The 25,023-nt window shown below is 67.7% G+C and carries 22 protein-coding genes and 1 pseudogene; 12 read left to right on the top strand and 11 right to left on the bottom strand.

Translation table 11 applies throughout. The features are described from left to right. Nucleotides 1-72 precede the first annotated feature (72 nt). The 3 genes and pseudogenes from cysD to ACQPYY_RS16040 all read left to right on the top strand — a co-directional run bounded on the left by cysD (nt 73) and on the right by ACQPYY_RS16040 (nt 4,000). A complete protein-coding gene (cysD, locus tag ACQPYY_RS16050) occupies nt 73-996 on the top strand; it encodes a sulfate adenylyltransferase subunit CysD (RefSeq protein ID WP_433594332.1) in 924 nt (307 codons plus the stop codon). Next, nucleotides 996-2,849 (top strand): adenylyl-sulfate kinase, encoded by a 1,854-nt coding sequence (gene cysC / locus ACQPYY_RS16045; RefSeq protein WP_433594331.1) that lies wholly within the window; start codon nt 996-998, stop codon nt 2,847-2,849. The genes cysD and cysC overlap by 1 nt, the downstream gene beginning before the upstream one ends. Beyond that, nucleotides 2,846-4,000 (top strand): annotated as a pseudogene (locus tag ACQPYY_RS16040) (3'(2'),5'-bisphosphate nucleotidase CysQ). Before cysC ends, ACQPYY_RS16040 begins: the two are co-directional and overlap by 4 nt. A gap of 463 nt (nt 4,001-4,463) precedes the next feature. Here ACQPYY_RS16040 and ACQPYY_RS16035 read toward each other — a convergent pair. Together ACQPYY_RS16035 and ACQPYY_RS16030 are read right to left on the bottom strand one after the other, a co-directional pair. Continuing rightward, nucleotides 4,464-5,900: an NlpC/P60 family protein gene (locus ACQPYY_RS16035; protein WP_433594330.1), complete on the bottom strand. Its 1,437-nt coding sequence runs from the start codon at nt 5,898-5,900 to the stop codon at nt 4,464-4,466. A gap of 312 nt (nt 5,901-6,212) precedes the next feature. Next, entirely contained in the window at nt 6,213-6,755 is a 543-nt protein-coding gene (locus tag ACQPYY_RS16030; protein ID WP_379098643.1) for an Rv1476 family membrane protein, read from the bottom strand. A gap of 182 nt (nt 6,756-6,937) precedes the next feature. Between ACQPYY_RS16030 and acnA the strand changes: the two genes are divergently transcribed. Both acnA and ACQPYY_RS16020 read left to right on the top strand, forming a co-directional pair. Next, a complete protein-coding gene (gene acnA, locus ACQPYY_RS16025) occupies nt 6,938-9,730 on the top strand; it encodes an aconitate hydratase AcnA (protein ID WP_433594329.1) in 2,793 nt (930 codons plus the stop codon). 202 nt (nt 9,731-9,932) lie between these two features. Beyond that, a complete protein-coding gene (locus ACQPYY_RS16020; protein ID WP_357082556.1) occupies nt 9,933-10,499 on the top strand; it encodes a TetR/AcrR family transcriptional regulator in 567 nt (188 codons plus the stop codon). A gap of 29 nt (nt 10,500-10,528) precedes the next feature. Here the strand turns inward: ACQPYY_RS16020 and ACQPYY_RS16015 are convergent, their stop codons facing one another. Then, on the bottom strand, nt 10,529-11,035 hold the full coding sequence (locus ACQPYY_RS16015; protein ID WP_433594328.1) for a MarR family winged helix-turn-helix transcriptional regulator: 507 nt from the start codon (nt 11,033-11,035) through the stop codon (nt 10,529-10,531). 71 nt (nt 11,036-11,106) lie between these two features. Here ACQPYY_RS16015 and ACQPYY_RS16010 point away from each other — a divergent pair, with 71 nt between their 5' ends. The 4 genes from ACQPYY_RS16010 to ACQPYY_RS15995 all read left to right on the top strand — a co-directional run bounded on the left by ACQPYY_RS16010 (nt 11,107) and on the right by ACQPYY_RS15995 (nt 13,830). Further along, a complete protein-coding gene (locus ACQPYY_RS16010) occupies nt 11,107-11,607 on the top strand; it encodes a cupin domain-containing protein (protein WP_433594327.1) in 501 nt (166 codons plus the stop codon). 183 nt (nt 11,608-11,790) lie between these two features. Next, nucleotides 11,791-12,207, top strand: a complete 417-nt coding sequence (locus ACQPYY_RS16005; RefSeq protein WP_379098630.1) for an acyl-CoA thioesterase — start codon at nt 11,791-11,793, stop codon at nt 12,205-12,207. A 192-nt stretch (nt 12,208-12,399) separates the two neighbouring features. Then, nucleotides 12,400-12,861, top strand: a complete 462-nt coding sequence (locus tag ACQPYY_RS16000; protein WP_379098627.1) for a hypothetical protein — start codon at nt 12,400-12,402, stop codon at nt 12,859-12,861. Between the two features lie 12 nt (nt 12,862-12,873). Further along, complete coding sequence (locus ACQPYY_RS15995) at nt 12,874-13,830, top strand: hypothetical protein (protein ID WP_433594326.1); 957 nt, start codon at nt 12,874-12,876, stop codon at nt 13,828-13,830. Between the two features lie 93 nt (nt 13,831-13,923). On the opposite strand, the gene ACQPYY_RS15990 is transcribed toward ACQPYY_RS15995, so the two are convergent. From ACQPYY_RS15990 to ACQPYY_RS15980, 3 genes are all read right to left on the bottom strand, one after another. Then, nucleotides 13,924-14,172, bottom strand: coding sequence for a helix-turn-helix domain-containing protein (locus tag ACQPYY_RS15990; RefSeq protein WP_357082573.1), 249 nt, complete (start codon nt 14,170-14,172; stop codon nt 13,924-13,926). A gap of 173 nt (nt 14,173-14,345) precedes the next feature. Next, nucleotides 14,346-15,977 (bottom strand): ABC-F family ATP-binding cassette domain-containing protein, encoded by a 1,632-nt coding sequence (locus ACQPYY_RS15985; protein ID WP_433594325.1) that lies wholly within the window; start codon nt 15,975-15,977, stop codon nt 14,346-14,348. A gap of 119 nt (nt 15,978-16,096) precedes the next feature. Further along, nucleotides 16,097-16,405 (bottom strand): hypothetical protein, encoded by a 309-nt coding sequence (locus ACQPYY_RS15980; RefSeq protein ID WP_433594324.1) that lies wholly within the window; start codon nt 16,403-16,405, stop codon nt 16,097-16,099. A 124-nt stretch (nt 16,406-16,529) separates the two neighbouring features. On the opposite strand from ACQPYY_RS15980, the gene ACQPYY_RS15975 reads away from it, so the two are divergent. Then, complete coding sequence (locus ACQPYY_RS15975; RefSeq protein ID WP_433594323.1) at nt 16,530-17,156, top strand: hypothetical protein; 627 nt, start codon at nt 16,530-16,532, stop codon at nt 17,154-17,156. Beyond that, nucleotides 17,156-18,691 carry a hypothetical protein gene (locus ACQPYY_RS15970; protein ID WP_433594322.1) on the top strand — a complete coding sequence of 512 codons (1,536 nt, stop codon included), beginning with the start codon at nt 17,156-17,158 and terminating at the stop codon, nt 18,689-18,691. The genes ACQPYY_RS15975 and ACQPYY_RS15970 overlap by 1 nt, the downstream gene beginning before the upstream one ends. 29 nt (nt 18,692-18,720) lie before the next feature. On the opposite strand, the gene ACQPYY_RS15965 is transcribed toward ACQPYY_RS15970, so the two are convergent. Further along, nucleotides 18,721-20,025, bottom strand: a complete 1,305-nt coding sequence (locus tag ACQPYY_RS15965) for a carotenoid oxygenase family protein (protein ID WP_433594321.1) — start codon at nt 20,023-20,025, stop codon at nt 18,721-18,723. A 118-nt stretch (nt 20,026-20,143) separates the two neighbouring features. On the opposite strand from ACQPYY_RS15965, the gene ACQPYY_RS15960 reads away from it, so the two are divergent. Further along, on the top strand, nt 20,144-20,668 hold the full coding sequence (locus ACQPYY_RS15960; protein ID WP_433594320.1) for a PadR family transcriptional regulator: 525 nt from the start codon (nt 20,144-20,146) through the stop codon (nt 20,666-20,668). Nucleotides 20,669-20,686: 18 nt separating this feature from the next. On the opposite strand, the gene ACQPYY_RS15955 is transcribed toward ACQPYY_RS15960, so the two are convergent. The 4 genes from ACQPYY_RS15955 to ACQPYY_RS15940 all read right to left on the bottom strand — a co-directional run bounded on the left by ACQPYY_RS15955 (nt 20,687) and on the right by ACQPYY_RS15940 (nt 24,974). Further along, complete coding sequence (locus tag ACQPYY_RS15955; protein ID WP_379100248.1) at nt 20,687-21,703, bottom strand: alpha/beta hydrolase; 1,017 nt, start codon at nt 21,701-21,703, stop codon at nt 20,687-20,689. A gap of 249 nt (nt 21,704-21,952) precedes the next feature. Beyond that, on the bottom strand, nt 21,953-22,360 hold the full coding sequence (locus tag ACQPYY_RS15950) for a hypothetical protein (protein WP_379098570.1): 408 nt from the start codon (nt 22,358-22,360) through the stop codon (nt 21,953-21,955). Nucleotides 22,361-22,529: 169 nt separating this feature from the next. Beyond that, nucleotides 22,530-23,759, bottom strand: a complete 1,230-nt coding sequence (locus tag ACQPYY_RS15945) for a cytochrome P450 family protein (RefSeq protein ID WP_433594319.1) — start codon at nt 23,757-23,759, stop codon at nt 22,530-22,532. Nucleotides 23,760-23,771: 12 nt separating this feature from the next. Further along, nucleotides 23,772-24,974: a cytochrome P450 gene (locus tag ACQPYY_RS15940; RefSeq protein ID WP_379098565.1), complete on the bottom strand. Its 1,203-nt coding sequence runs from the start codon at nt 24,972-24,974 to the stop codon at nt 23,772-23,774. Nucleotides 24,975-25,023 lie beyond the last annotated feature (49 nt).

Here is a 25,023-nt window from a genome sequence, read left to right as displayed (position 1 = left end):
CCCTATTCCCCATGCCGAACGGTCCATTCCATATTTGGAATCTCGGATGGGGTCATTCAGGAGGAGTCGCCCGTGAAGTCCCCAACCGCCCCCGCCTACGAACTCACCCACCTGCAGTCACTGGAAGCCGAAGCGGTCCACATATTCCGGGAGGTCGCCGCCACCCTCGAACGCCCGGTCCTGCTGTTCTCCGGCGGCAAGGATTCGGTGGTCATGCTGCATCTGGCTATGAAGGCGTTCTGGCCAGCACCGATCCCGTTCCCGGTAATGCACGTCGACACCGGACACAACTTCGACGAGGTCATCGACTTCCGCGATCGCACGGTCGACACCTATGGCCTGCGCCTGCTGATCGCCAGCGTCCAGGACGAGATCGACGCCGGCCGCGCGGTCGAACAGACCGGTCCGGGCGCCAGCCGCAACCGCTTGCAGACCGCCGCGCTGTTGCGCGCCATCAACGAGGGCGGCTTCAACGCGGCATTCGGCGGCGCCCGCCGCGACGAGGAGAAGGCCCGCGCCAAGGAGCGCATCTTCAGTTTCCGCGACGAATTCGGGCAATGGGATCCGAAGAATCAGCGTCCGGAGCTGTGGAAGCAGTACAACGGTCGGCATCGTCGTGGCGAGCATATTCGGGTGTTCCCGTTGTCGAACTGGACCGAGCTCGACATCTGGCAGTACATCGCCGACGAGGCGATCGAACTGCCCTCGCTCTACTACGCCCACCATCGCGATGTCGTCGCCCGCGATGGAATGTTGTTGGCCCACACCGAATATCTGACCCTGCTGCCCGGCGAAACCCCCTACACCGAGCTGGTGCGATTCCGCACTGTCGGCGATGCCACGTGCACCGGGTGTGTCGAATCCGCGGCCAGGACCGTCGAGGACGTGATCACCGAGGTCGCCGCGACCCGGCTCACCGAACGCGGCGCGACCCGCGCCGACGACCGAATCTCGGAATCCGGAATGGAAGACCGCAAGAAAGAGGGGTACTTCTGATGTCCCAGATGCTGCGCCTGGCCACCGCCGGAAGCGTCGACGACGGCAAATCGACTCTGATCGGGCGGTTGCTGTTCGACTCGAAAGCCATCTTCGAAGATCAGCTGGAAGCTGTCGCGCGCACCAGCGCCGATCGCGGTCACGAACACACCGACCTGGCCTTGCTCACCGATGGTTTGCGCGCCGAACGCGAACAGGGCATCACCATCGATGTCGCGCATCGCTATTTCGCCACCCCGAAGCGCAAGTTCATCATCGCCGACACCCCCGGGCACAGTCAGTACACCCGCAACATGGTGACCGGTGCCTCCACGGCCGATCTCGCGTTGATCCTCATCGACGCCCGCAAGGGCATTGTCGAGCAGACCCGACGGCACACCTTCATCGCGACACTGCTGGGGATCCCGCATCTGGTGGTGTGCGTCAACAAGATGGATCTGGTCGGCTGGTCCCAGTCACGGTTCGACGAAATCCGTGACGAGTTCCGGCAGTTCGCGACGAAACTCAATATTGGTGACCTGACCTTCATCCCGGTCTCGGCGCTGCTGGGAGACAACATCGTCGAGCCGACCGCGAATATGACTTGGTACGAGGGCACGTCGCTGCTGCACCATCTCGAGCACGTTCACATCGCCTCCGACCACAATCTCGTCGACGCACGCCTGCCGATCCAGTACGTGATCAGACCGCAGCAACAGCGCGACGCGACATTGCACGATCACCGCAGTTACGCGGGCACGGTAGCCAGTGGTGTGTTCAGACCGGGCGATGAAATCACTGTTCTCCCTTCAGGTGCCACCACGACAGTGAAGCGGATCTGGGGTCCGGGCGGGCGCTCGATCGACGCGGCGTTCGCATCGTGCGCGGTGACGATAGAACTCGAGGACGATATCGACATCAGCCGCGGTGATCTGCTGTGCCGGCCGAACAACCGTCCGCACATCGGTCATGAGATCGACGCGATGGTGTGCTGGTTCAGTGATCAGGCCGCGCTCACGCCCGGCTCCCGTTACCTGATCAGCCATACCGCGCGGGAATCGAAAGCGCGGGTCACCGCCATCGACTACCGGCTCGATGTCAACACGCTGCATCGCGATGAGTCGGCCGATCAGCTGGCGTTGAATCAGATCGGCCGGGTCCGGCTCCATACCCAGCATCCACTGATGTTCGACCCGTACCGTCTCAACCGCACCACCGGCAGTTTCATCCTCATCGACGAGGCCACCAACAACACTGTCGCGGCCGGGGTCATCACCGCGCCGACCCGAAACTCGTCGAATGTGGCATGGCACCACACCGCCGTGAACCGCGGTGACCGGCATACGCAGGGCCGGACGATCTGGTTGACCGGGCTGTCCGGTTCGGGGAAATCATCGGTCGCGGTCGAAGTCGAACGCGCGCTCGTCGCGGCAGGCACACCGGCGTACCTGCTCGACGGCGACAATCTGCGGCATGGGCTGACCAGCGACCTCGGGTTCACCGCCGCCGACCGCGCCGAGAACGTCCGTCGCGTCGGCGAGGTCGCCAGAATCCTCGCCGACGCCGGAATGGTCGCCGTCGTCTCCTTGATCAGCCCCTACGCCTGCGAGCGAGACCGGGTCCGGATCTTGCACGACACAGCCGGGCTGCCGTTCACCGAGGTGTTCGTCGACACACCGCTGCCGGTGTGCGAGCAACGCGACCCCAAACAGCTCTATGCCAAGGCGCGCGCGGGTCAGATCACCGGATTCACCGGTATCGACGCTCCCTACGAGCAGCCCACTGACCCGGACCTGACCCTCACCCCTCACGACGGCACGCCCGCCGCCCAAGCTCGGATCATCCTCGACCACCTCTACGGACTCGGACAATGACGACAGACGTACAGCTGGCCCAGCGATTAGCCCGTTCCGCGGGAGAACTGCTGCTTCGACTGCGCCACAACAACATCGGCTCGGCCGACCCCACCGAACTGCGTCGCCGTGGTGACAGCGTGTCCAACACGTTCCTGCTCGAGCGGCTCGCGGCCGAACGCCCCGACGACGCGGTGCTCTCCGAGGAGTCCCCCGACAACCGCGCACGGCTGACCGCGTCGCGGGTGTGGATCATCGATCCGCTCGACGGCACCCGTGAATTCGCGCTACCCGGCCGCACCGACTGGGCGGTGCATGTCGCACTCTGGGAACGCGACCACGGTATCCGCGCCGCGGCCGTCGCCCAACCCGCTCTCGGCGTCACCTACTCCAGCGCGGATCTGCCCGCGATCTCACCACCACGGCGGCTGCGCATTGTCGTGAGCGACTCGCGGCCACCGGATTTCGCCGGTGAGCTGGCCGACGCCGTCGACGCGGAACTGGTCCCGATGGGTTCCGCGGGTGCGAAGGCCATGGCGGTCCTGCGCGGGGACGCCGACGCCTACATCCACGCGGGCGGCCAGTGGGAGTGGGATTCCGCCGCCCCGGTCGGCGTCGCTCGAGCTGCGGGCCTGCACGCCAGCCGGATCGATGGTTCAGCGCTGCGCTACAACGCCCGCCACCCCTACCTGCCCGACCTCATGATCTGCCGACCCCACCTTGCGGCACAACTGCTGACCGCTCTGCGCGCGCACGCCACCGCCATCTCCTGACCACACGTGAAAGAAGAGCTCATGACCACGACCAGCATCGACAGCCAGCGCATCACCGCCGCCCGCGCCTACCTCGATTCGCTCATCAGTCACGACGCCAGCGCCGTCCGGCTGGCCCCGAACACCCTCCGAGTAGAGAACGGCCAGCCCTGCGGGACTACCGGAGCCGAGATCCTCGAACAGCTCGAAACCGGCGAACAGTACAAACCGCTGCGGCGCATTCACCACCTGACATTCCGGGAATGGGACAACAACGTCGTCGCCCGCTACCTGCTCGACCTCGAACCTATCCCCGGACACACCACCACGCTGCATATCACCGAGCATTTCCAGATCGACACCGACACCATCAACGCCATCACCGTTGTCTACGAACCCGCGCAGCACCACACTCCCTGACCACCACTGCGACCGCGTCGGCCGCCCCGACGAAGCAGCCGTAGCCATCTGCCGAAGGGCGAGGATTTTCCTCGCCCTTTTCGGCCTGGCTCGGCCTGGCTCGGTCTGGCTCGGTCTGGTCAACGGTTGTGTCCACGAGAACGCGGGCGCGATCATGTGATGGCCCGTCAAAGCACCAGCTGAATCTGCCCGTAACTCTGTACGGGTACCCAGAACTGTGTCTTCCAGGCCGCAGACTTCCTGCTTCCCCTCTATTGCACGGTAGGAATAACCGACTCAGCGCGGAGATGCTCGAACGAATAGCTGCACCCCAAGAGGAAACAGGCTATTTCCAGGTCGACGATATTGTGAACATCAGTGCGTTCCCCGACGAGTTGACCTCGTCGATAGACCTTGGTACTGAGCGATATCCGTCCGGGGATCCGACACCTGGCCAGAGGAGGGGGGCGGTGGTGGTGGTGGGTCAGGAGATGATGCGGACGGCGTAGGGCATGATGCCGTCTTCTCGGACCGGGGAGACCTTGACGACGTCGCCGGATTGGGGGGCCTCGACCATCTTGTTGTTGCCGATGTAGAGGGCTACGTGCTGGGAGCCGCCGGCGCCCCAGAAGAGCATGTCGCCGCGGGCTCGTTCGGAGACGGGAACCCTTGTGCCCATGGTGTATTGGTAGCCGGAGTAGTGCGGGAGGGAGACGCCTACGCCGGCGAAGGCATAGATCATGAGGCCGGAGCAGTCGAAGCCGGTCTTGTTGTAGTCGCCGTAGCTGTCGGCGGTGCCGCCGTCGCGGATGCCGAGGGTGGGGCCGTCCTCGTCGCCGCCGCCCCAGGCGTAGACGACGCCGAGCTGGGACATGGCGCGGTCGACGACGGTTTCGATGAGTTCGGAGCGGGAGCCGCCGCTGGGACGGGTGGTCTGCGTGTCCGAGCGGTTGGGCTGGGGGCGGCGCGGGGGTGGGGAGGAGTCCTGGACCTTGTGCGGGCGGTGGCTCTGGCCGACCTGATTGGCGCGGTCGGCGGCGGCGCGGTCGGCGGCCACGCGAGCGGCGGCGGCGACCGCGGCGGCGTGGGCGGCGGCTTCCTCGGCTTTGCGCTGCTGATCCCAGGCGACGAAGGCGTCGCGCTGATTCTGCAGGCCGGCCACGTTGGCGCGGGCGGAGTCCAGGCGCTGCTGGGCCGAGTCACGCTGGGAGACAAGGCCGTTGCGGACATTGTTCTGCTGGTTGAATTCGGCCTGGGCGGTGGTGACGGCGTTCTGCGCGTCGGCTTTCTTGGCGTCGGCGGCGGCCGCGGCCGCGTCGGCGGCCTGCTGGGCCTGTTTGGCGGCGGAGGTCTTGTTGGCCTGGTCGACCTGGGCGTGGCGGAGGCCGTCGACGACCTGCTGCTGATTCTTGGAGGCGATGGTCAGGATCTGGGCGCGGTTGAGCGCGATCTCGGGGCTCGGCGCGGCCATATAGCTGATCAGCGAGGTGGAGCCGGGACGCATGTAGACCTGCGCGACGTACTTGTCGAAATTGCCGTGCGCGGTATCGACTTTCGCGCCCGCGTCGGTGAGCTCCTGCTGGCACTGCACCACGGTCTGGGCGGCGGCATCGGCGGCGTCGCGGGCGATCTGCAGATCCACCAGGGCCTTGTTCACCGCTTCGCGGCGCACGGCGATGGCGTCGTCGAGCTGTTGCAGCTGCTGTTCGGCGGTGGCGACCTGGTTGATGAGCGCGCCGACCTCGCCGACACCGGCGTCGACCTGGGCTCCGGCGGCATTGAGGTCGCCGTCGCTGGGATTGGGGGGTGGGGGTGGGACCGCGTGTCCGGAGGCCATGCCACAGGCCAGCACGACCGCCGCTACGAGCAACTCCGTAGCGACTCGCGCTGGACGTCCGCGCCGCTTCGCCGGTCGTCGCATCGCACCTCCCTGGAGTCCCATTCGGCACATCTGTCCCAGCCGTGCCATCGCGAAACCGTACGACATGTCATGAACCGCTCAGATCAGCCACGCCACAATCACACATATGTAATTCGTCAGTAGCCACATATTTGCAGGTAGATCACACAATCACCATGCGTCACATGACACGACACGCGTCACCAATCGGGCGTGTCGCGTACGAACCGGGCGGTTTGCTTTACCGCGCACCCGGATTCAGGCAATGAAAAAGGGGCCCGGGACGAACCCGAACCCCACCCGGCGACCCCGTCGCCGTCGGCAGTGGAACCCCTACCCCACCGGAGTCGGCGGCTGCGCCCCATCCGAGGACCGCCGCGACTTCACCACGTACAGCCCGCCGATCCCCGCGACCAGCAGACCCAGCAGTACCAGCGTGATCACCGTCCAGGACACCGCCTCCGGCTGCTGCAGCCGATCGACGAAAACCCGTGCGGCATCGGCGGTGTGCTCGGATCCGCGGTACTTGGCCCCGTCCTCGGCGCGCTCGAGCCGCCCGCGGGTGAATTGATCGCTGAAGGTGCCGACCCAGTCGTCACTGAAGACCACCACGGTGCCGTGCTCGATCTTGCCGACCTCGTTGGCCAGGTCGCGCAGATTCGCCTCGATCCCCGGATTGCCCGGCACCACAACGATATCGAGCTTGACGCCCTGATCGCGCGCGTCGGCGGCGATGGCCGCGAGGGCCTCCTGGTCGCGTCCCTCGGGGGCGGCGACATGGTTGTCGTCGAGATCGGCGATGATCTTATTCAAGTCGGTGTTCGGCGGTAGTTCCGCCTTCACGGGCGTGAAAACCGAGGGGTGCGAGACGGTCACGAACGCAGGGTACGGGACGGCGTGTCAGATCGCCTCACCGCGCCACGCTCTTCCCGCCCCCGATGTGCTCACAGGACAAGCGTACTGTTAATGTCGGAAAACGGACGAGGCCCGCGCCTCGACGAGGCCATCGGCACAGCCCCGCCGCTGGCCCTCCCATTCACAGACGAGTGGAGCTGAACGTGACGAGTATCGATACCTTCGGCGCCAAGGGCACCCTCGAGGTCGGAAGCAACTCTTACGAGATCTTCCGGCTCTCGGCCGTGCCCGGCACCGAGAAGCTGCCCTACGCCCTGAAGGTCCTCGCGGAGAACCTGCTTCGCACCGAGGACGGCGCGAACATCACCGCCGACCACATCCGCGCGATCGCCAAATGGGATCCGTCCGCCGAGCCGGACACCGAGATCCAGTTCACCCCCGCCCGCGTGATCATGCAGGACTTCACCGGCGTGCCCTGCATCGTCGACCTGGCCACCATGCGTGAGGCCGTCACCGCTCTCGGCGGCGACCCCAGCAAGGTCAACCCGCTCTCCCCCGCCGACATGGTCATCGACCACTCGGTCATCCTCGACGTGTTCGGCACCGCCGACGCCCTCGAGCGCAACGTCGACCTGGAGTACCAGCGCAACGGCGAGCGTTACCAGTTCCTGCGCTGGGGCCAGGGCGCCTTCGACGACTTCAAGGTCGTCCCGCCGGGCGTCGGCATCGTGCACCAGGTCAACATCGAGTACCTGGCCCCCACCGTCATGGTCCGCAACGGCCAGGCCTACCCCGACACCTGTGTCGGCACCGACTCGCACACCACCATGGTCAACGGCCTGGGCGTGCTGGGCTGGGGCGTCGGCGGCATCGAGGCCGAGGCCGCCATGCTGGGCCAGCCGGTCTCCATGCTGATCCCGCGCGTCGTCGGCTTCAAGCTGACCGGTGAGATCAAGCCCGGCGTCACCGCCACCGACGTGGTGCTCACCGTCACCGACATGCTGCGCAAGCACGGTGTGGTCGGCAAGTTCGTCGAGTTCTACGGCGCCGGTGTGGCCGAGGTTCCGCTGGCCAACCGCGCCACCCTGGGCAACATGAGCCCCGAGTTCGGCTCCACCGCCGCGATCTTCCCGATCGACGAGGAGACCATCAACTACCTGCGCCTGACCGGCCGCACCGACGAGCAGCTCGCGCTGGTCGAGGCGTACGCCAAGGAGCAGGGCCTGTGGCACGACGCGGCCAACGAGCCCGCGTACTCGGAGTACCTGGAGCTGGACCTGGGCACCGTGGTGCCGTCCATCGCCGGCCCGAAGCGCCCGCAGGACCGGATCCTGCTGTCGGACAGCAAGAACGCCTTCCGCAAGGACATCCGCACCTACACCAACGACCCGGTTCCGCACACCGCGCTGGACGAGGCCATCGAGGAGTCCTTCCCGGCCAGCGATCCGGTCGCCCCCGGCACCGCCACCGACGAGACCGCCGTCCCGACCGCCGCCAACGGCAGCGCGGGCCGTCCGTCCAAGCCGGTCAAGGTCTCGGACCCGGAGCGCGGTGACTTCGTGCTGGATCACGGCGCCGTCGTGGTCGCGGGCATCACCTCCTGCACCAACACCTCGAACCCGTCGGTCATGCTGGGCGCGGCCCTGCTGGCCCGCAACGCGGTCGAGAAGGGCCTGGCCTCCAAGCCGTGGGTGAAGACCAACATGGCCCCGGGCTCGCAGGTCGTCGCGGACTACTACGAGAAGGCCGGCCTGTGGCCGTACCTGGAGAAGCTGGGCTTCTACGTGGGTGGCTTCGGTTGCACCACCTGCATCGGCAACACCGGTCCGCTGCCGGAGGAGATCTCCAAGGCGATCAACGACAACGACCTCTCGGTCACCGCGGTGCTCTCGGGTAACCGTAACTTCGAGGGTCGTATCTCCCCCGACGTGAAGATGAACTACCTGGCCTCCCCGCCGCTGGTCATCGCGTACGCGCTGGCGGGCACCATGGACTTCGACTTCGAGACCGACGCCCTGGGCCAGGACCAGAACGGCAACGACGTCTTCCTGAAGGACATCTGGCCGTCGCCGCAGGAGATCGACGACACCATCAAGTCGGCGATCAGCCGGGACATGTTCACCAAGTCCTACGCCACCGTCTTCGACGGCGACCAGCGCTGGCAGGGTCTGGACACCCCCGAGGGCGACACCTTCGCCTGGGACGAGTCCTCCACCTACGTCCGCAAGGCGCCGTACTTCGACGGCATGTCGATGGAGCCGGCTCCGGTCGAGGACATCAAGGGCGCGCGCGTGCTGGCGCTGCTGGGCGACTCGGTCACCACCGACCACATCTCCCCCGCCGGTCCGATCAAGCCGGGCACTCCGGCCGCGCAGTACCTGGACGCCAACGGCGTCGAGCGCAAGGACTACAACTCGCTGGGCTCGCGTCGTGGTAACCACGAGGTGATGATCCGCGGCACCTTCGCCAACATCCGTCTGCGCAACCAGCTGCTGGACGACGTCTCGGGCGGTTACACCCGCGACTTCACCCAGCCGGGTGGCCCGCAGGCCTTCATCTACGACGCCTCGCAGAACTACCAGGCCGCGGGCATCCCGCTGGTCGTGCTGGGCGGCAAGGAGTACGGCTCGGGTTCCTCGCGTGACTGGGCCGCCAAGGGCACCAGCCTGCTGGGCGTCAAGGCCGTCATCACCGAGTCGTTCGAGCGCATCCACCGCTCGAACCTGATCGGCATGGGCGTTGTGCCGCTGCAGTTCCCGGCCGGCCAGTCGGCCGCGTCGCTGGGCCTGGACGGCACCGAGACCTTCGACATCGAGGGCATCACCAAGCTGAACGAGGGTGTGACTCCGAAGACCATGAAGGTCACCGCCACCAAGGAGAACGGCGAGAAGGTCGTCTTCGACGCGGTCGTCCGCATCGACACCCCCGGTGAGGCGGACTACTACCGCAACGGCGGCATCCTGCAGTTCGTGCTGCGCAACATGATTCGCGGCTAGTCACTGCGATGTAGCTCGGTTCTCGAAGGGCTGTTTCGAAACCGAGTCGTGTTGGCGGGCACCGGAATCGCGTGAAAGCGCAGTTCCGGGGCCCGCCACGCGACCCCTCACCGGGTCGCTTCGCTCGTCGCTCGTGCGGGTTCTCCGATTTGGTCGCAAGATCGATAAGGAGAACCCGCACAACACGTTTCGGAGGAGTCCAGTGCCCAAGGTGTCAGACGACCACCTCGCCGCCCGGCGCAGCCAGATCCTCGACGGAGCCCGCAGTTGCTTCGCCGAGTTCGGCTACGAGGGCGCCACCGTGCGTCGTCTCGAAGAAGCGACCGGTCTGTCGCGGGGCGCGATCTTCCACCACTTCCGGGACAAGGACGCGCTGTTCCTGGCGCTGGCCCAGGAGGACGCGGGCCGCATGGCCGAGGTCGCCGCCAACCAGGGTCTGATCCAGGTCATGCGCGATATGCTCGCCCGCCCTGAGGATTTCGACTGGCTGGGCACCCGCCTCGAGATCGCCCGCCGCCTGCGCAACGACCCGGAGTTCCGGGCCAACTGGGAAGAGCGCTCCGAGGAGCTCACCGCCGCCACCGTGGCCCGCCTCGAGCGCCGCAAGGCCGCGGGCGCGCTGCGCGACGACGTCCCCACCGAGGTGCTGCTCGGTTACCTGGACCTCGTCCTCGACGGCCTCATCGCCCGCATCGCCTCCGGGCACGCGGGCAACAACCTCGAAGCCGTGCTCGATCTGGTCGAGGCCTCCATCCGCCGCAAGGCGTGATCACCCGGGGCGGATTCGCCCCGCGCTCGTCAGCCCTCGCGTTCGAGATCGGCGAGCAGTAGCCGCGAGATGCGGTCGAGTTCCTTGCGATCCGCGGCGCTCAGCACCGACAGGATGCGGGTCTCGTTCTCGAAGTGGTCGGTGACCACGATGTCGATCAGGTGCAGGCCGCGGTCGGTGAGCGCCACCTTGATGGCGCGCCGGTCCCCCGCGTCGGCGATGCGGCGCACCAGACCGGCCTGCTCCAAGCGGTCGAGCCGGCCGGTCATGCCCGCGCGCGACATCATCAGGGTGTCGGCCAGGGCGGAGGGGTTGAGCTCGTAGGGCTCCCCCGAACGGCGCAGCGCCGCAAGCACATCGAACTCGCCGCGCTGCAATCCGTGGGCGGTGAACACCGTTTCGACCTTCGCGCCCGCCACCGCGGCCAGCCTGCCCAGGCGGCCGATGATCTCCATGGCCTCGCCGTCCAGGTCCGGCCGTTCCCGCCGCCACTGCGCCGCGATGGTGTCCACGGCGTCGGTCTCGTTCTCACCCATGGACAACACTCTATTCGATGCCATATAGTTCGGTAGCGAATTATCAATTACCGAATGATTCGGAGCTTGTCATGAACCCCGCTTCCCGCCCCGCCGCCATCCGCCGCCCCGAGGACTCCGAGATCATCGGGGCGGGGCAGCCCGCCTCGGTGCGACTGCTCATCGACTCCGAGGAGGCGGGCGGGTCGGTCAGCACCGTCGAGGTGACGCTGGCCGAGGGCGCCGACGGGGCCGCGCCGCACTATCACACGCTCTCCGACGAACTGTTCTTCGTCGCGGACGGCGAACTCCAGGTCATGGCCGGGGACGAGATCGTCACCGTCGGCGCGGGCGGGGCGTTGGTGGTCCCGAAGTTCATGCCGCACGCCTTCGGCGCGGTCCCCGGCTCCTCGGCCCGCCTGTTCATCGCCCTCATGCCGGGCGTGGAGCGGCACGGGTACTTCCGATTCCTGGAGCAGCTGGCACTGGGGCAGACCACCCCGGCCGACATCGAGGCGGCGCAGAAGGAGTACGACAACTACTTCGTCGACGCTCCGCGGTGGTGGGCCGAGCGCACCGCGAACCGCGCCTGAACACGCGAGTTCGCCTGCCGCGCCGCGCATTCGCCGAGCCGCCGGCGCGGTTCACCGGCAACCGATCGCGACACCCGCCGAGTCATCCCGCCCGGCGGGTAGCCCGAGAATCGCCGGGCTGAATGTGCCATAGGCCACCCGACACGCGGAATGATCATCGGGTCGGCGCGGGTTGGACCTTGCATGGCATTCTCTGTTCCCATCACCGTGCGCGGCTATGAGCTCGATATCAACGGGCATCTCAATCAGGCGGTCTACCTCCAGTACGCCGAGCACGCGCGCTGGGAGCTGCTGAAGGCCGCGGGCATCGCCGGGGACAAGATGGTGACCGCGGGCATCGGGCCGGTAGTGCTGGAACAGACCATCAAGTACCAGCGCGAACTGCATCTCGGCGACGAGGTGAATGTGACCTGCGAGTTCGAATTCACCGGCGGCAAAATCTTCCGGATGCGCCAGCGCATCGTGAAACTCGACGGCACCGTGTCCGCGGAGATCGACGCCGTATCCGGCATTCTCGACCTCGCGGCCCGCAAACTGGTTGCGGATCCCGGTGCGGCACTGCGGGCCGTGGCCGACTCGCCCGAGGCCCTGGGCCTCTAGCCCCGCGACGCCCGTCCGCACCCACCCCGGTTGTTCAGCGAAAATCTTTCAGCGGGAGCGATTTCCGAAACCCCGGCAGAGTTTGCCGAGAAGGCTGAAATCTGTCGATGCGGACCGAATTCGACCGGTCGCGGGATATGATTCAGATCACGCTCGGCCCCGCAGCAAATCCCGAGCAGATCGGAGTTCCGCATGACCGGCGCCCTGCACCGAACGGGATCGGCGACCCTCGCCAACACCGCGCGACAGCTACCCGGCTACCTTGTCGCAGCCACCGAGCGAAGTATCAGCGTGCGCGTCGGCGACGGCACCTGGACCCTGGATCGCGCGGATGTGCTCGACATCGCCCGGTGGGATGCTGCGAGTGCGCAGAGCGGTTGCGAGGGCCGTCCGGTACTGGTGCGGGTACGGTCCGGCGCCACAGCCGATTTCACCCAGCGCCGTCGCGTGGAGGTCACCGATCGTCCGCTCACGCTGGCGCCGGAACAGAGTCCCGCCCGCGGTGACGACGAGCTGCGGCGGCAGACCGAGATCTGGGCCCGCGGACTGGATCTGACCGCGAGACCCGGGGTCGGCGGGGCCACCATGACCTGCTGCCAGACCCGGTCGCAACACGGCAGCGACGACGGCATCGCCTGCGACAGCCTCGACTGACGGGGGCCGCGCATGGCCCGCACCATGGGTTCGGTCCTCATCGTCACCGAGGCCGAAGATCTGCACGGCGATGCCCTCGCCGCTACACTGCGTAAATTTCACGGGCACAATCCGATTCGTCTCGACATGCGTGACTTCCCGCGCGAGAACGGCACTTTCCGGCTCGGCGCGGACGGCTCCTACCGGAGCCTGTCGCACATCTTCGGACTCGACGACGTCACCTCGGTGTGGTGGCGGCGCCCGCACCCCACCCTGGTGCCGGGCGGGCTGAGCGCCGAGGACGACGACTACCGCCGCGCCGAGTGCGACGGCTTCCTGCAGGGGCTGCTGTGGTCGATCCCGGCCCTGTGGGTCAACGACCCCGGGGCCGACCGCACCGCGGGACGCAAGATCGTGCAGTTGGAGACCGCCGCCCGGGCCGGATTCGCGATTCCGGAGACCCTCGTCACCAATGACCCCGACGAGGCCCGCGCCTTCGTCGAATCCCGGCCCGGGCCAGTGGTTTACAAGCGCACCGGCACCGGACGCGGGGCGTTCACCGAGACCCGCCTGTTCACCCCGGCCGATGTCGACCGGCTCGCCACGATCCGCAACTCCCCCACCATCTTCCAGGACTACATCCAGGCCGAGAGCGACCTGCGCATCGTGTGGGTGGACGGCATCGAGTGGGTGGTGCGCATCGACTCGCAATCCGGTGTGGGACGGGTGGATTCGCGCCTGGACACCTCGGTGGCGTTCACCGCCGATCGCCTGCCCGCCTCGGTGAGCAAGTCGCTGACCACGCTGATGGGCGCGCTGGGACTGGCTTTCGGCGTGCTGGACCTGCGGGTGGGGCTCGATGGCGAGTTCTACTTCCTGGAGGTGAATCCCCAGGGGCAATTCGCCTATCTCGAGATCAAGACCGGTCTGCCGATTTTCCGGAGCCTGGCGAACCTGCTGGTGCTCGGCGACGGGACCGTGACCCCGTAGCGGCCGCACGCCATCGCGAGCGGAGCGAGATCGCAAGTCCCCGACCGGCGTTCACCGGCCGAGTCCCCGCGATCGTGTTCCCGGAACGGGACGCTACTTGCTGACGGGCTTGCCGGCCTTGCGGCGGTTGGCACCGCCCCGGCTGCGGAGTTGCACATGCGACTCCACGAGCACGTTGTGAATGAAGCCGTACGACCGCCCGGTTTCCCTGGCTAGGGACCGGATACTGGCCCCGGCCTCGTACTGCTTCTTGAGCTGGGATTGCAAGCGATCGCGGGATTTCCCGGTGACGCGCGTGCCTTTACCCAATACGGCTTTACCCTGTGCGGGCCTGTCACTCATGGCTTCCTCCGAGTCGCCGTGGGCGCCTCATTCCAGGGTAGAGACTCGGATGCCTGTGATCAACGAAACGGTGTGATGTGAATCACCGAGTTTTGGCGAACACGCGTTTTTCGGTGCGGGAAGCGAGTTTCCGGGCGCGGACGGCGGTTTCTCCGCGCCCGGAACGCGCGCGCTCAGGCCAGCTGGATCAGTTCCAGGTAGTCCTGCGACCAGTGGTCCTCGGTGCCGTCCGGCAGCATGATGACGCGCTCGGGGTTGAGCGCCTCGGCCGCGCCCGGGTCGTGGGTCACCAGGACCACCGCGCCCGCGTAACTGCGCAGCGCGTCGAGCACCTGCTCACGCGAGACCGGGTCGAGGTTGTTCGTAGGTTCGTCCAGCAGAAGGACATTCGCCGCCGAGGACACCAGACCGGCCAGGGCCAGACGGGTCTTCTCACCACCGGAGAGCGTGCCCGCGGGCTGCTCGAGCTGCGGCCCGGAGAACATGAACGCGCCCAGCAGACCGCGCAGGTCCTGTTCGCCCGCGTCGGGGGCGGCGTGCCGGATGTTCTCCCAGACCGTGGCCTGATCGTCGAGGGTGTCGTGTTCCTGGGCGAAATATCCGATCTTGAGGCCGCGACCGGGGTCGATCTGGCCCGCGGTCAGGGTCTCCACGCCCGCGAGCAGCCGCAGCATGGTGGTCTTACCGGCGCCGTTGAGGCCCAGGATGACCACCCGGCTGCCCTTGTCGATGGCCAGGTTCACCCCGGTGAAGATCTCGAGGGACCCGTACAGCTTGGTCAGGTTGGTGGCCATCAGCGGCGTCTTGCCGCAGGGGGCCGGCTCGGGGAACTTGATCCGGGCCACCTTGTCGGCCACGCGGATGTCGTCGACCTCGCTGAGCATGCGCTCGGCGCGCTTGACCATCTGGTGTGCCGCAGCGGCTTTCGTCGCCTTGGCGCCGAGCTTGGCGGCCTGCTGCTTGAGCGCGGAGGCCTTCTTCTCGGCGTTGGCGCGCTCGCGCACGCGGCGCTGTTCGTCGGTGGCGCGGGCGTCGAGGTACTTCTTCCAGCCCATGTTGTAGATGTCGGCCTCGCCACGCACGGCGTCGAGGAACCACACCTTGTTCACCACGTCGCCGAGCAGTTCGACATCGTGGGAGATGACGATGAGGCCGCCGTCGTGGTTCTGCAGGAACCCGCGCAGCCAGTTGATGGAGTCGGCGTCGAGGTGGTTGGTGGGCTCGTCGAGCAGCAGCGTGGTGTCGGACTTGCCGCCGCTGCCGTCGGAGGCGCTGAACAGGATGCGCGCCAACTCGATTCGACGACGCTGACCACCGGAGAGAGTGCGCAGCTGCTGATTCAGCACCCGGTCGGGCAGGGCCAGGCTGTGGCAGATGCGGGCGGCTTCGCTCTCGGCGACGTAACCGCCCAGGGCCGAGAAACGCTCCTCGAGGCGGCCGTACTTGCGGATCGCCTTGTCACGTTCCTTCTCGTCGGCGACCTCGGCCATCAGCGCCTGCTGCTTCTCCATCTCACGCAGCAGGGTGTCCAGGCCGCGCGCGGACAGCACCCGGTCCTTGGCGAGCATGTCGAGGTTGCCCTCGCGCGGATCCTGGGGCAAATATCCCAGTTCTCCGGAACGAATGACCTTGCCCGCGTAGGGTTCACCTTCACCGGCGAGAATGCGCAGCGTGGTGGTCTTGCCGGCACCGTTGCGGCCCACCAGCCCGATCCGGTCACCGGCCTGCACCCGCAGCGCCGAGCCCGGCGCCGTCAGCAGGGTGCGGACTCCGGCCCGGACCTCCAGGTCGGTCGCGGTGATCACAAGCTTCTCCTCGGGTGCAGCGGATGCCGATGGTTAACTGATCGATTGTGCGTCGCGTCGACACACAAGAACCACCGATTTTATCCCAAGCGGGCGGGACCCCGAGGTCAGGGGCATGGTCAGGCGTGCTGGCCTGCGCGGATGCGCTCGCGGCGGCGACGGGCCACCAGGAAGACGCCGCGGGCCGCGACGGCGATCAGCCACAGCGTTGCTCCGAATCCCCCGCAGAAGATCACACCCCACATCGTGATGAACGGCCCGTAGTACGCCACCCGAGCCCAGTAGCCGCACGGGCCCACATCCTGCGGGATGCTGGCGCATTCGGGGTGCCCGATGGCGGAGAACGCGAGGGTCGCGAGCATCGGAATCACCACGGCCGCAGCGAGAACGAACGCCAGTTCGCGGAGCGGACGGAACGGGACTGCCATGCGGTCGAACCCTACCGGGTCGGCGCCGCCGGATGCGCCAGAAGCGAATCCGGCTTACAGGTTGACATTCACCGGTGATTTGTAACACACTCGCTGAGCTCAACTGGTGAGGGAGGGTTCGGCGGTGACCGATCACGCGCGTGTGGCGCTCGAGCTATTACGGGACAGCAGCCAGTTCAAGTGGTACGTGATTCCGCTGTTGCTGGTCGTCATCTACATCTACGCCACCGAGGTCGAGCGGCGGAACTGGAACGTGCTGTTCGCGGGCCTGGCGCTGTGGGGCATGGACCTGTTCAACGAGATCTGGAACTCGCTGGTCTTCCACGGCACCGGGCGGGCGCCGGTGTGGGCCGCGTCCGGGCCGACGGCCTATCAGATCCTCATCGGGTTGAACATCGAGATCTGCTTCATGTTCGCCATCATGGGCATCGCCGCGGCGAAGATGCTGCCGCCCAAGGAGACTCGTATTCTCGGGCTGCCCAACCGGCCGGTGCTGATCGCGCTGAACTCCGCGGCCGCGGTCGGGGTCGAGGTGCTGCTCAACAAGATGGGCGTGCTGACCTGGGACTGGTCCTGGTGGCACGCGGGCTTCCCGTTCCTGATCTGGCTGGTCGGCTACGTGCCGTTCTTCGCGGCCTGCTTCTTCGTGTACGACCTGCCGACCGTGCGGGCCAAGGCCATCGCGGTCGGCGCGATCCTGGGCGTCGACGCGCTCGCCATCGCGATCTTCGGCACCCTCGGGTGGCTGTGATGACCGATCTGTCCTTGCGCCACGGCGTGCTCGCGGCCGCCGCCGGGCTCGCCTTCACCCTCGCCGCGCCGCAGCAGGCGGCCACCGCCGCCCCCGCCTGCGATCTGCTCGGCACCGTCGGCACCCCCGAGCCGGGTGCGGACGAAACCACCGCCGGCCTGGACGCGTTCCCCGCCGCCACCGTCGCCCTGCCGGATCGGGTCCTGCTGCGCGGCACCGCGGAGACCTTCAACCGCCGCTGGTCCTTCGCCACCCGCGACGGCGCGATCTACGTCAAACCGGCCGCCGCGCAGGGCGGTTGGCGCACGCTGCCGCTGCCGGGCTGCCTGGCGGGACGCGTCGCCGGGGTCTCGGCCGACGACGACGAGCTGATGGCCATCGATGTCGACGGCCGCTTCTTCACCATGGACCGTATTCTCAGCGCCCCCAAGGACTGGAACTGGTCCAGCCGCTACGGCTCCCCGCTGTGGACCGGTCCGGGCAACACCCTGCCGCCAGGCACGACGGCGTGGACCTGGTCGGTGCTCTCACCCGGCGAGGACCACGTCTGGCGCGATATCGCGGGCAACGACCACACGGTGGGCGGCGCCAAGGTGTCGCACGTGTACGCGCTCACCGACGACGGCCATCGCATCCACTACGTGGACCCGTGGCTGCCGCTGGACCACAGCTACGAGATGTCCACCCCGGCCGGCGGCCGTTTCCGGGCGGTCGGTATCTCCACCAGCGGCTCCACCACCCTGGTGGTGAACCGCTTCGGCGACCTCTACACCCGCCTGTACGACTTCGACATCTCGGGCGCGGACAAGGTCTTCTTCCGCTACTCCTACGAGGATCAGCGCGGCCGTCCCGAAGCCCCCGACATGCTCTCGGAACGGATCGACGACCACTACGCCGCGATCCAGCTGCCCGCGCCCGAGTGGACCGCGCAGCCCAAGATCCCCGGGCAGATCACCGACCGGGTCTCGGTGCACAAGACCGGGATCGGCTCGGCCGCACGCGAACTGCGCGTGGAGGGCGTCGCCGACGGGCATACCGGGTACTGGGTGAAAACGCTGACCGCCGAGCAGTGGGGCTTCGTCCCCACCGATCAGCCGCTGGCGGGCAAGATCCTGGACAACACGCCCGCGGACCATTCGGTCGACGACAGCGTGCCCGTATCCCCTTACACCTATGCGGGCACGACCCCGTCGGGTGTGGGAGCGCGGATCGAGAACTTCGATCTCGCGGTCTCGCCGACGCCGCTGCGGCTGGAGTTCGCCGACGGCAGCCGGCTGGATCTGATCCTGCACACCGTCGACGGACTCCGCCAGACCGTGCAGGCCGCCGGAATCACCGATCAGCCACGGGGTTTCGACGGCAGCATCGAGGTCCCCGCGGCCACCCTGGCCACGCTCGCCGAACAGCCCGACACGGTCCGCCAGTTCGTGCGGACCACCCTGGGCGACCGCCGTTTCACCGACACAGCGGTCCGCGTCACCACGAGCGGCTTCGCCGTCGACGCCCTCGCGATGACGCTCCCCCGCACGCACTGACGACGGAGAACGGCTGTCCGGCCGAGGAATCAGAGGTCGGGCAGCCAGTTCCCGTGGAACCCGTGCGGCACACGGCGCGGCAGGTGGATGGTGCCGATCGGCTCGCCGCCGAGGTCGTCGGCGTCGAGAATGACCAGGTCACTGCTGTTTTCGGCGGCGTCGTAGACGTAGGTCATGAGATAGCCCGCACCGCCGGGGGTTTCGTCGGCCGCCGCGAACGCGGCTTCGGCGGGCACGCGGCCGGGACCGAAGTCGTGGACGGTGGACGACCCCGTGTGCAGGTCGTAGCGCAGCAGCGCGCCGGTGCCGCCGCCGGAGACCGAGGCGTGGCCGTAGCGGACGTCGAGCCCCGCCAATCGGTCGTCGATGCGCGGGAATTCGGCGATCCGGTCGTCGATCCGTTCCTCACGAACGGCCCCGGTGACGAGGTCGAGGGTCCAGCGCCACAGGTTCGCGCCGGTGTCGAAGCCCTGTGAGGTGTCGCGCCACATGCTCGGATAGCGCATGGCGTACAGCACGATCCGGCCCGCGTCCTCGTGGGCGTTGAGGGTGTGGAAGACGTAGCAGGGTTCGATATCGAACCAGCGCACCGGGCCGTGCGGGTCGTCGCGGCGCAGCACGCCGATGCGCGCCTGATAGTCGTCGCTCCACCGGAACGGCATGGCCCCGCCGGACATGGCGGTCCGCATGTCGAACACCACCGGCAGATCCAGGAACAGCACATGGTTCGCGGTGAGGGCGAAGTCGTGGTGCATGGTGGCGGCCGGGACATCGATGGCGCGGCTGAGTTCGAGATCGCCCGCGGCGTCGGCGCGGTGGTAGGTCAGGTACGGCTCGCGGAAGTCGTAGCCGAAGAAATGCAGTTCCCCGGTGACCGCGCAGGTCTTGGGGTGCGCGGTCATGGCGGTGGTGAGCTTGCCGTCGAAGTCGTAGGGGCCCACGGTGTCCAGCTCGCTGGTCAGTTCGTAGGGGAACGAGGATTCGACGAGGGCGAAGCTGCGGCCCGCGTGCCGGACGATGTGGGTGTTGGCCGCGCCCGCGGCGTAGTCGCGGTTGCCCTGCGCGTCGATGCCCTGCGCGCCGTCGGTGAACCGGGTGGTCCGCACCCACCGATTGCGGTAGGACACAGCGCGTCCGCCCTCGAGGCGTACACCGTGCACCATGCCGTCGCCGAAGAACCAGTGCGGAGAGGCGGCATCGTGCGGGTTGGGCCCGTTGCGCACGAACCAGCCGTTGAGGTCCTCGGGAATCGTTCCGGTGCAGGGCAATTCGAAAGCCGTGATCTCGTCGGGGACCGGTGCGTAGTTGCCGGAGAGATGAGGAGGAGTGGTCATGATCGATACCTGTCTGCCCGAGCAGCGGCGTGCTCACGGCTGCGACATTCCAGTTCTGACATGTCCAAGATTGAGGCTCCAGTTCCGACATGTCAATAGTGGAATGTAAGCTGATTCCATGAGTCTTCGGTACGCCCTGCTCGGATTGCTGTCGGACGGTCCCGCCAGCGGCTACGACCTGCTGCGAACCTTCAAGCTGTCACTGGCCAATGTCTGGCCCGCGACGCAGAGCCAGATGTACACCGAACTCACCAAGCTCGCCGGCGCCGAACTCATCGCCGTCACCGACGAGGGCCCGCGCGGGCGCAAGGAGTACACGATCACCGCCGCCGGGCTCGAGGACCTGCGCACGTGGCTGACCACCACCACGCCGAAGGAGGTGCACCGCGACGAGACGCTGTTGCGGATCTTCTTCCTCGGCGTCATCCCGCCCGGGTTGGCCCGCACGTATCTGACCGATATCGCCGAGCGGGCCGAACGCGAGCACGCGAATCTGCGCGAACTGGAGCAGGGCATCGACTGGAACGAACGCGACCTGTCCCGCTACGGCCATCTGGCCCTGGAATACGGGGCGCGCGCCACCGCCCTGAAGGCCGAGTGGGCCCGCTGGGCGCTGGAAAACCTGCCGCCCGAACAGGATTGATCCGGCGGGACCGAGCGGCTACAGGCCGAGCCCGTGCGCCAGCACCGGCCAGGACGCGGGCAGCTCGTCGTCCCAGTAACCCCACGAGTGGGTGCCGTACGGGTGCAGTTTCACGGTGGCGGGGATGCCGAGCTCCTCGAGCCGATCGCCCATGGCGCGGGTGCACTGATCGGTGGCCGCCTCGAGGATGCCGCCCACTAGGATCTGGTTCGCGAGATTGTCCCCGGCCCCGGCGAAGTGCTTGTCCAGGACCTTGTCGTGCGGTCCCGGCATGCCATTGCCGCTGGACAGGTACAGGTCCAGGCCGCGCAGGCCCTCGGCGTGCAGGTAGGGATCGTTGGCCGCCCACTGCGGGTCCCCCGACGGACCGTACATATTGATGGCGTCGCCGCCGCCGAAGGCGACCGTGATCCGCACGAACGCCTCCCCGATCGGATCGGCGATCCGCGCGCAGCCACTGTAGGCGGCCACCGACCGGTACAGCCCCGGCTTGACGATCGGCAATTGCAGCACCGAGGTGCCGGACATGGAGACGCCGACCAACCCGTTCAGGCCGTTCGCCCCGAGCGCGGCGTCGATGAGCGGAGGCAGTTCCTCGGTGAGGTAGGTCGTCCACTTCATGACGCCCAGCCGAGGATCCGGGTGCCGCCAGTCGGTGTAGTACGACGCCGCGCCGCCGATCGGCTGCACGACGTTCACGTTCTTGTCGGCCAGGAAGTCGAAGGCGTTGGTGCGCTGATCCCAGGACGCCGCGCCCTTGCCGCCGCTGCCGCCGCTGAGCATGTACAGCACCGGCCGCGGCACGGAGGTGTCGGCCGGGCGCTGCACGTCCACCGGGAAGTCCATGTTCATGGCCGCGGAATGCACGGTGAACTGCAGGTGCCGATCATCAATCACGCGGGTTGCCACGATTCTCGAACCGTCCGGCGCGCCCTCCCCGCCACTGCCGGTCGAGAAGGGCAGCGCGTCGGGTTCGGCGTTTGCCGCGAGATCGAAGGGCGTCGAGGTCAGCGCGAGCAGGCCCGTCGCCGCCATGACCGCCGCACTGCACATGATCGAGCGGAATCGCACGTCCGGGGTTTTCCTGGTTCTCGCATGCCGCGCCGGGTTCGAATCCGGGCGGGGGTGTTCTCCGACGGCCGTGGCCGCCCACGGCCCGACAAACTGCGCATCGGGCACGCGGCGGACAGTCTGGCACACGCTGCCGAACGGTAGGTTGCCGGATCGTTGCACGCAGCGAACAGCTTGCGCACCGGCTCCCGAGGCGGGAGTGAACTCGGCGAGTTACCCGAGAGTCAGGAGTTTCGCCGTGCCGGACACCACGGTCTGGCTCTGGTCGACCAGCGCGACCCGAACTTGTACGGGCGCACCCTTTTCCAGGGCCGGCTCCCCCGCGGCCGGGCTGAGCGCCACGGTGGCGGTGTGCTGGGACCCGTCACAACTGAACGTCAGCTGCGCGCCCGTGGCGGCCGGGCGGTCGGCATTGGGATCGCCGACCATGGCTTGAATGCTGTCTACCCCCGCTGACGGCTCACAGGTGTAGTCGATCCCGATCGAGGTCGCGGCGGCGGAGGTGACCGCGATCGAATTGGCGGCGAGAGCGGGGGCGGCGGTACAGACCAGGCTCACGCCCAGCGCCGCGAACGCGGAGACGGACAGGGCGGAGCGGTACCGATTCCGGATGGTGACCATGGATATTCATGCCTCCTGGGTGAGGGACCTGAATCACTGAACACACTCGGAAAAAGACGCCCGGCCAGTATGGCTGGGCGTCGTCATGGTCCAGCGCGCGGGTCCCGCGCCCGGGAGAACCGCACCGCCCGGCGAGGGCCGGGCGATGCGAGGGTCTATCAGAGGCGGGTCACTCGACCGGGTTCAGCACCACCGGCAGGCTGGTGTGGCCGTTGGAGATGAAGCTGCCGATCGGGGTCAATTCCGTTGCGGGCGTGGCCAGCCGGAGGTTGGGGAACCGCTCGAACAGCGCCGGGAGCGCGATCGCGGCTTCCAGGCGGGCCAGCGGCGCGCCGAGGCAGTGGTGGGCGCCGTGGCCGAAGGCGACGTGCTGGTCCTTGGTGTCGCGCTGGATATCGAACCGGTCCGCGGTCTCGCCGTGGATCTTCGGGTCGCGGCTCGCCCCGGCGTAGGAGGCGAGGATGGCCTCGCCCTTGGCGATCACGACGCCGCCGACCTCGATGTCCTCCACCGCGTAGCGCAGCGGCAGGTGGGCGACCGGAGCCTGGTAGCGAAGCGTCTCCTCGATGACGTCGTTCCAGGACGCCTGCCCACCGACGACGGCGGCCAGCTGCTCCGGATGCGACAGCAGCGCGACGATGGCCTGGCCGAGCAGGTTGACCGTGGTCTCGTGGCCGGCGTTGATGACCAGCATCAGCGTCTCGACGAGTTCCTTGTCGGCCAGCTGCGAGCCGTCCTCGTCGCGGGAGGCGATCATGGCGGTGGTGATGTCGTCGCCCGGGTGCTCGCGGCGGTAGGCGACCAGTTCGCCGACCCGCTCGTACATGTCCATGAAGTTGGCCATGGCCTCCTCGGCGGTCAGCGACCCGTCGAAGAAGCCGTCCACGCACTTGTGGATGGCGGCGTCGAGATGCTCGGGCACCCCCATGAGCCCGCTGATCACGCGGATCGGGACCGGGTAGGCGTAGAGCGAGCGCAGGTCCGCGGTCGAACCGGCCGGGAGCTCGGCGAGTTCGGCGAGCAGTTCGGCGACGATGGCCTCGATGCGCTCGCGCATGGCGGTGGTGCGGCGGTGGGTGAAGGCCGGGGAGACCAGCTTGCGCAGGCGGCGGTGGTCGGCGCCGTAGGCGGTGAACATGTTCTCCACCGCGACCCACGGCAGCAGCGGCCAGGCCTCGGTGATCTCGCCATTGCGGAACGCCGCCCAGTGCTGGCGCGGGTCCTTGGAGACGCGCTCGTCGGTGAGCAGGCTCTTGAGCACTTCCTGGTCGGTCACCGACCACGCCTGCACGCCGCCGGGCAGCTCGACCAGCGCGACGGGGCCCTGCTCGCGAATCCGGGCGGATTCGCCCTGGATATCGGTGCCGGTGACATCCAGCACGATCGGGCTCTGGGACATGAACAGCTCCTTCTACACCGCGCGCAGCGCGGGACTGATCGGGAATTCGACCGGCAGTGCCACCATGGCGCGGTGGAACGGGCCGGGACGCCAGGAGATCTCGTCTTTGCCGACGGCCAGCACGATGTCGGGCAGCGCGTCGAGCAGCTGGTCGATCGCGGTCTGCGCGACCAGATACGCCACCGAGCGGGCGGGGCAGGCGTGCGGGCCCGCGCCCCACGCCAGATGTGAGCGGTTCCCGGTGCGGTCGCCGCCGGCGATCTCGGGATCGTTGTTGCAGGCCGCGAGGCTGATCATCACCGGCTGGTGGGCGGGCAGCCAGGTGGTGTCGATGAGCACCGGCTGGCGCGGGTAGCTGATCGAGAAGTTGGCCATCGGCGGGTCGTTGAAGAGGACCTCGTCGAGGGCGTCGCGGGTGGAGAGGCTGCCGCCCAGCATGTCTCCGCCGAAGCGGTCGTCGGTGAGCATGAGCAGCAGCGTGTTGGCGATCAGGTTCTGCATCGGCTCGAGACCCGCGCCGTAGAAGCTGACCAGCTGGTACAGCATCTCCTCGTCATTGAGCGCGGCCGGGTGGTGCGCCATGCGGGAGGTGACGTCGTCGCCGGGCTCGGCGCGGCGCAGCGCGATCAGCTCCATGAGCGCCTCGGCCAGGGTCTGCATGCCCCACGCGGCATTGACGGTGTCGAACAGCGCCGCCATGCCGGTGGCCACCCGCTGCCCGATATCGGCCGAGCAGCCCACCACCTGGTTGAGCACCTCGAACACCAGCGGCAGCGCGTAACTCGACACCAGGTCGGCGCCGCCCTCGGCGGCGATCCCCGCGATCAGCGGGCCCGCGATCTCCTCGACGGTGGAATGCACCGCGTGCAAGTCGATTCCGTCGATGGCGGCGGAGTAGGCCTGCCGGTAGCGCAGGTGCTCGGCGCCGGCGTTACGCAGCGCGTTCGGGTACCACTGCATCATGGGCCGGATCGGCGAGTCCTCGGGGATGGTCTCCTGCCAGACGCGCGGGTCGGCCGGAAAATGCTCCGGATCGTTGAGGATTCGCAGGGCGGTCCGGTAGTTCACGACCAGGGTGGCCGGAACGCCCGGGGACAGTTCGATGGGCACCATGGAGCCGTGGCGTCGCCGCATCTCCCGGTAGGCGGCGTGCGGATCGGCCGCGAATTCCGGTGTGCCCAGCAGGATCCTGAGCTCCTCGGGCGCGACACCCACTCCACCGCGAACCGGACATCCCTGCACCCCCGCGAACCCGCCTCGCGAC

It is taken from the genome of Nocardia sp. CA-145437, from assembly GCF_050956485.1.
Lineage (GTDB): Bacteria > Actinomycetota > Actinomycetes > Mycobacteriales > Mycobacteriaceae > Nocardia.
Note: the sequence above shows the minus strand (reverse complement) of the source record. Positions and strands in the feature narration are given on the sequence as shown.

What these genes read in the sequence shown, in the direction of transcription:
- cysC (WP_433594331.1), top strand. Translation starts at nt 996, where the DNA reads ATGTCCCAGATGCTGCGCCTGGCCACCGCCGGAAGCGTCGACGACGGC.
- ACQPYY_RS16035 (WP_433594330.1), bottom strand. Translation starts at nt 5,900, where the DNA reads ATGCGACGACCGGCGAAGCGGCGCGGACGTCCAGCGCGAGTCGCTACG.
- ACQPYY_RS16015 (WP_433594328.1), bottom strand. Translation starts at nt 11,035, where the DNA reads ATGGGTGAGAACGAGACCGACGCCGTGGACACCATCGCGGCGCAGTGG.
- ACQPYY_RS16010 (WP_433594327.1), top strand. Translation starts at nt 11,107, where the DNA reads ATGAACCCCGCTTCCCGCCCCGCCGCCATCCGCCGCCCCGAGGACTCC.
- ACQPYY_RS16005 (WP_379098630.1), top strand. Translation starts at nt 11,791, where the DNA reads ATGGCATTCTCTGTTCCCATCACCGTGCGCGGCTATGAGCTCGATATC.
- ACQPYY_RS16000 (WP_379098627.1), top strand. Translation starts at nt 12,400, where the DNA reads ATGACCGGCGCCCTGCACCGAACGGGATCGGCGACCCTCGCCAACACC.
- ACQPYY_RS15995 (WP_433594326.1), top strand. Translation starts at nt 12,874, where the DNA reads ATGGCCCGCACCATGGGTTCGGTCCTCATCGTCACCGAGGCCGAAGAT.
- ACQPYY_RS15990 (WP_357082573.1), bottom strand. Translation starts at nt 14,172, where the DNA reads ATGAGTGACAGGCCCGCACAGGGTAAAGCCGTATTGGGTAAAGGCACG.
- ACQPYY_RS15980 (WP_433594324.1), bottom strand. Translation starts at nt 16,405, where the DNA reads ATGGCAGTCCCGTTCCGTCCGCTCCGCGAACTGGCGTTCGTTCTCGCT.
- ACQPYY_RS15970 (WP_433594322.1), top strand. Translation starts at nt 17,156, where the DNA reads ATGACCGATCTGTCCTTGCGCCACGGCGTGCTCGCGGCCGCCGCCGGG.
- ACQPYY_RS15965 (WP_433594321.1), bottom strand. Translation starts at nt 20,025, where the DNA reads ATGACCACTCCTCCTCATCTCTCCGGCAACTACGCACCGGTCCCCGAC.
- ACQPYY_RS15960 (WP_433594320.1), top strand. Translation starts at nt 20,144, where the DNA reads ATGAGTCTTCGGTACGCCCTGCTCGGATTGCTGTCGGACGGTCCCGCC.
- ACQPYY_RS15955 (WP_379100248.1), bottom strand. Translation starts at nt 21,703, where the DNA reads ATGGCGGCGACGGGCCTGCTCGCGCTGACCTCGACGCCCTTCGATCTC.
- ACQPYY_RS15950 (WP_379098570.1), bottom strand. Translation starts at nt 22,360, where the DNA reads ATGGTCACCATCCGGAATCGGTACCGCTCCGCCCTGTCCGTCTCCGCG.
- ACQPYY_RS15945 (WP_433594319.1), bottom strand. Translation starts at nt 23,759, where the DNA reads ATGTCCCAGAGCCCGATCGTGCTGGATGTCACCGGCACCGATATCCAG.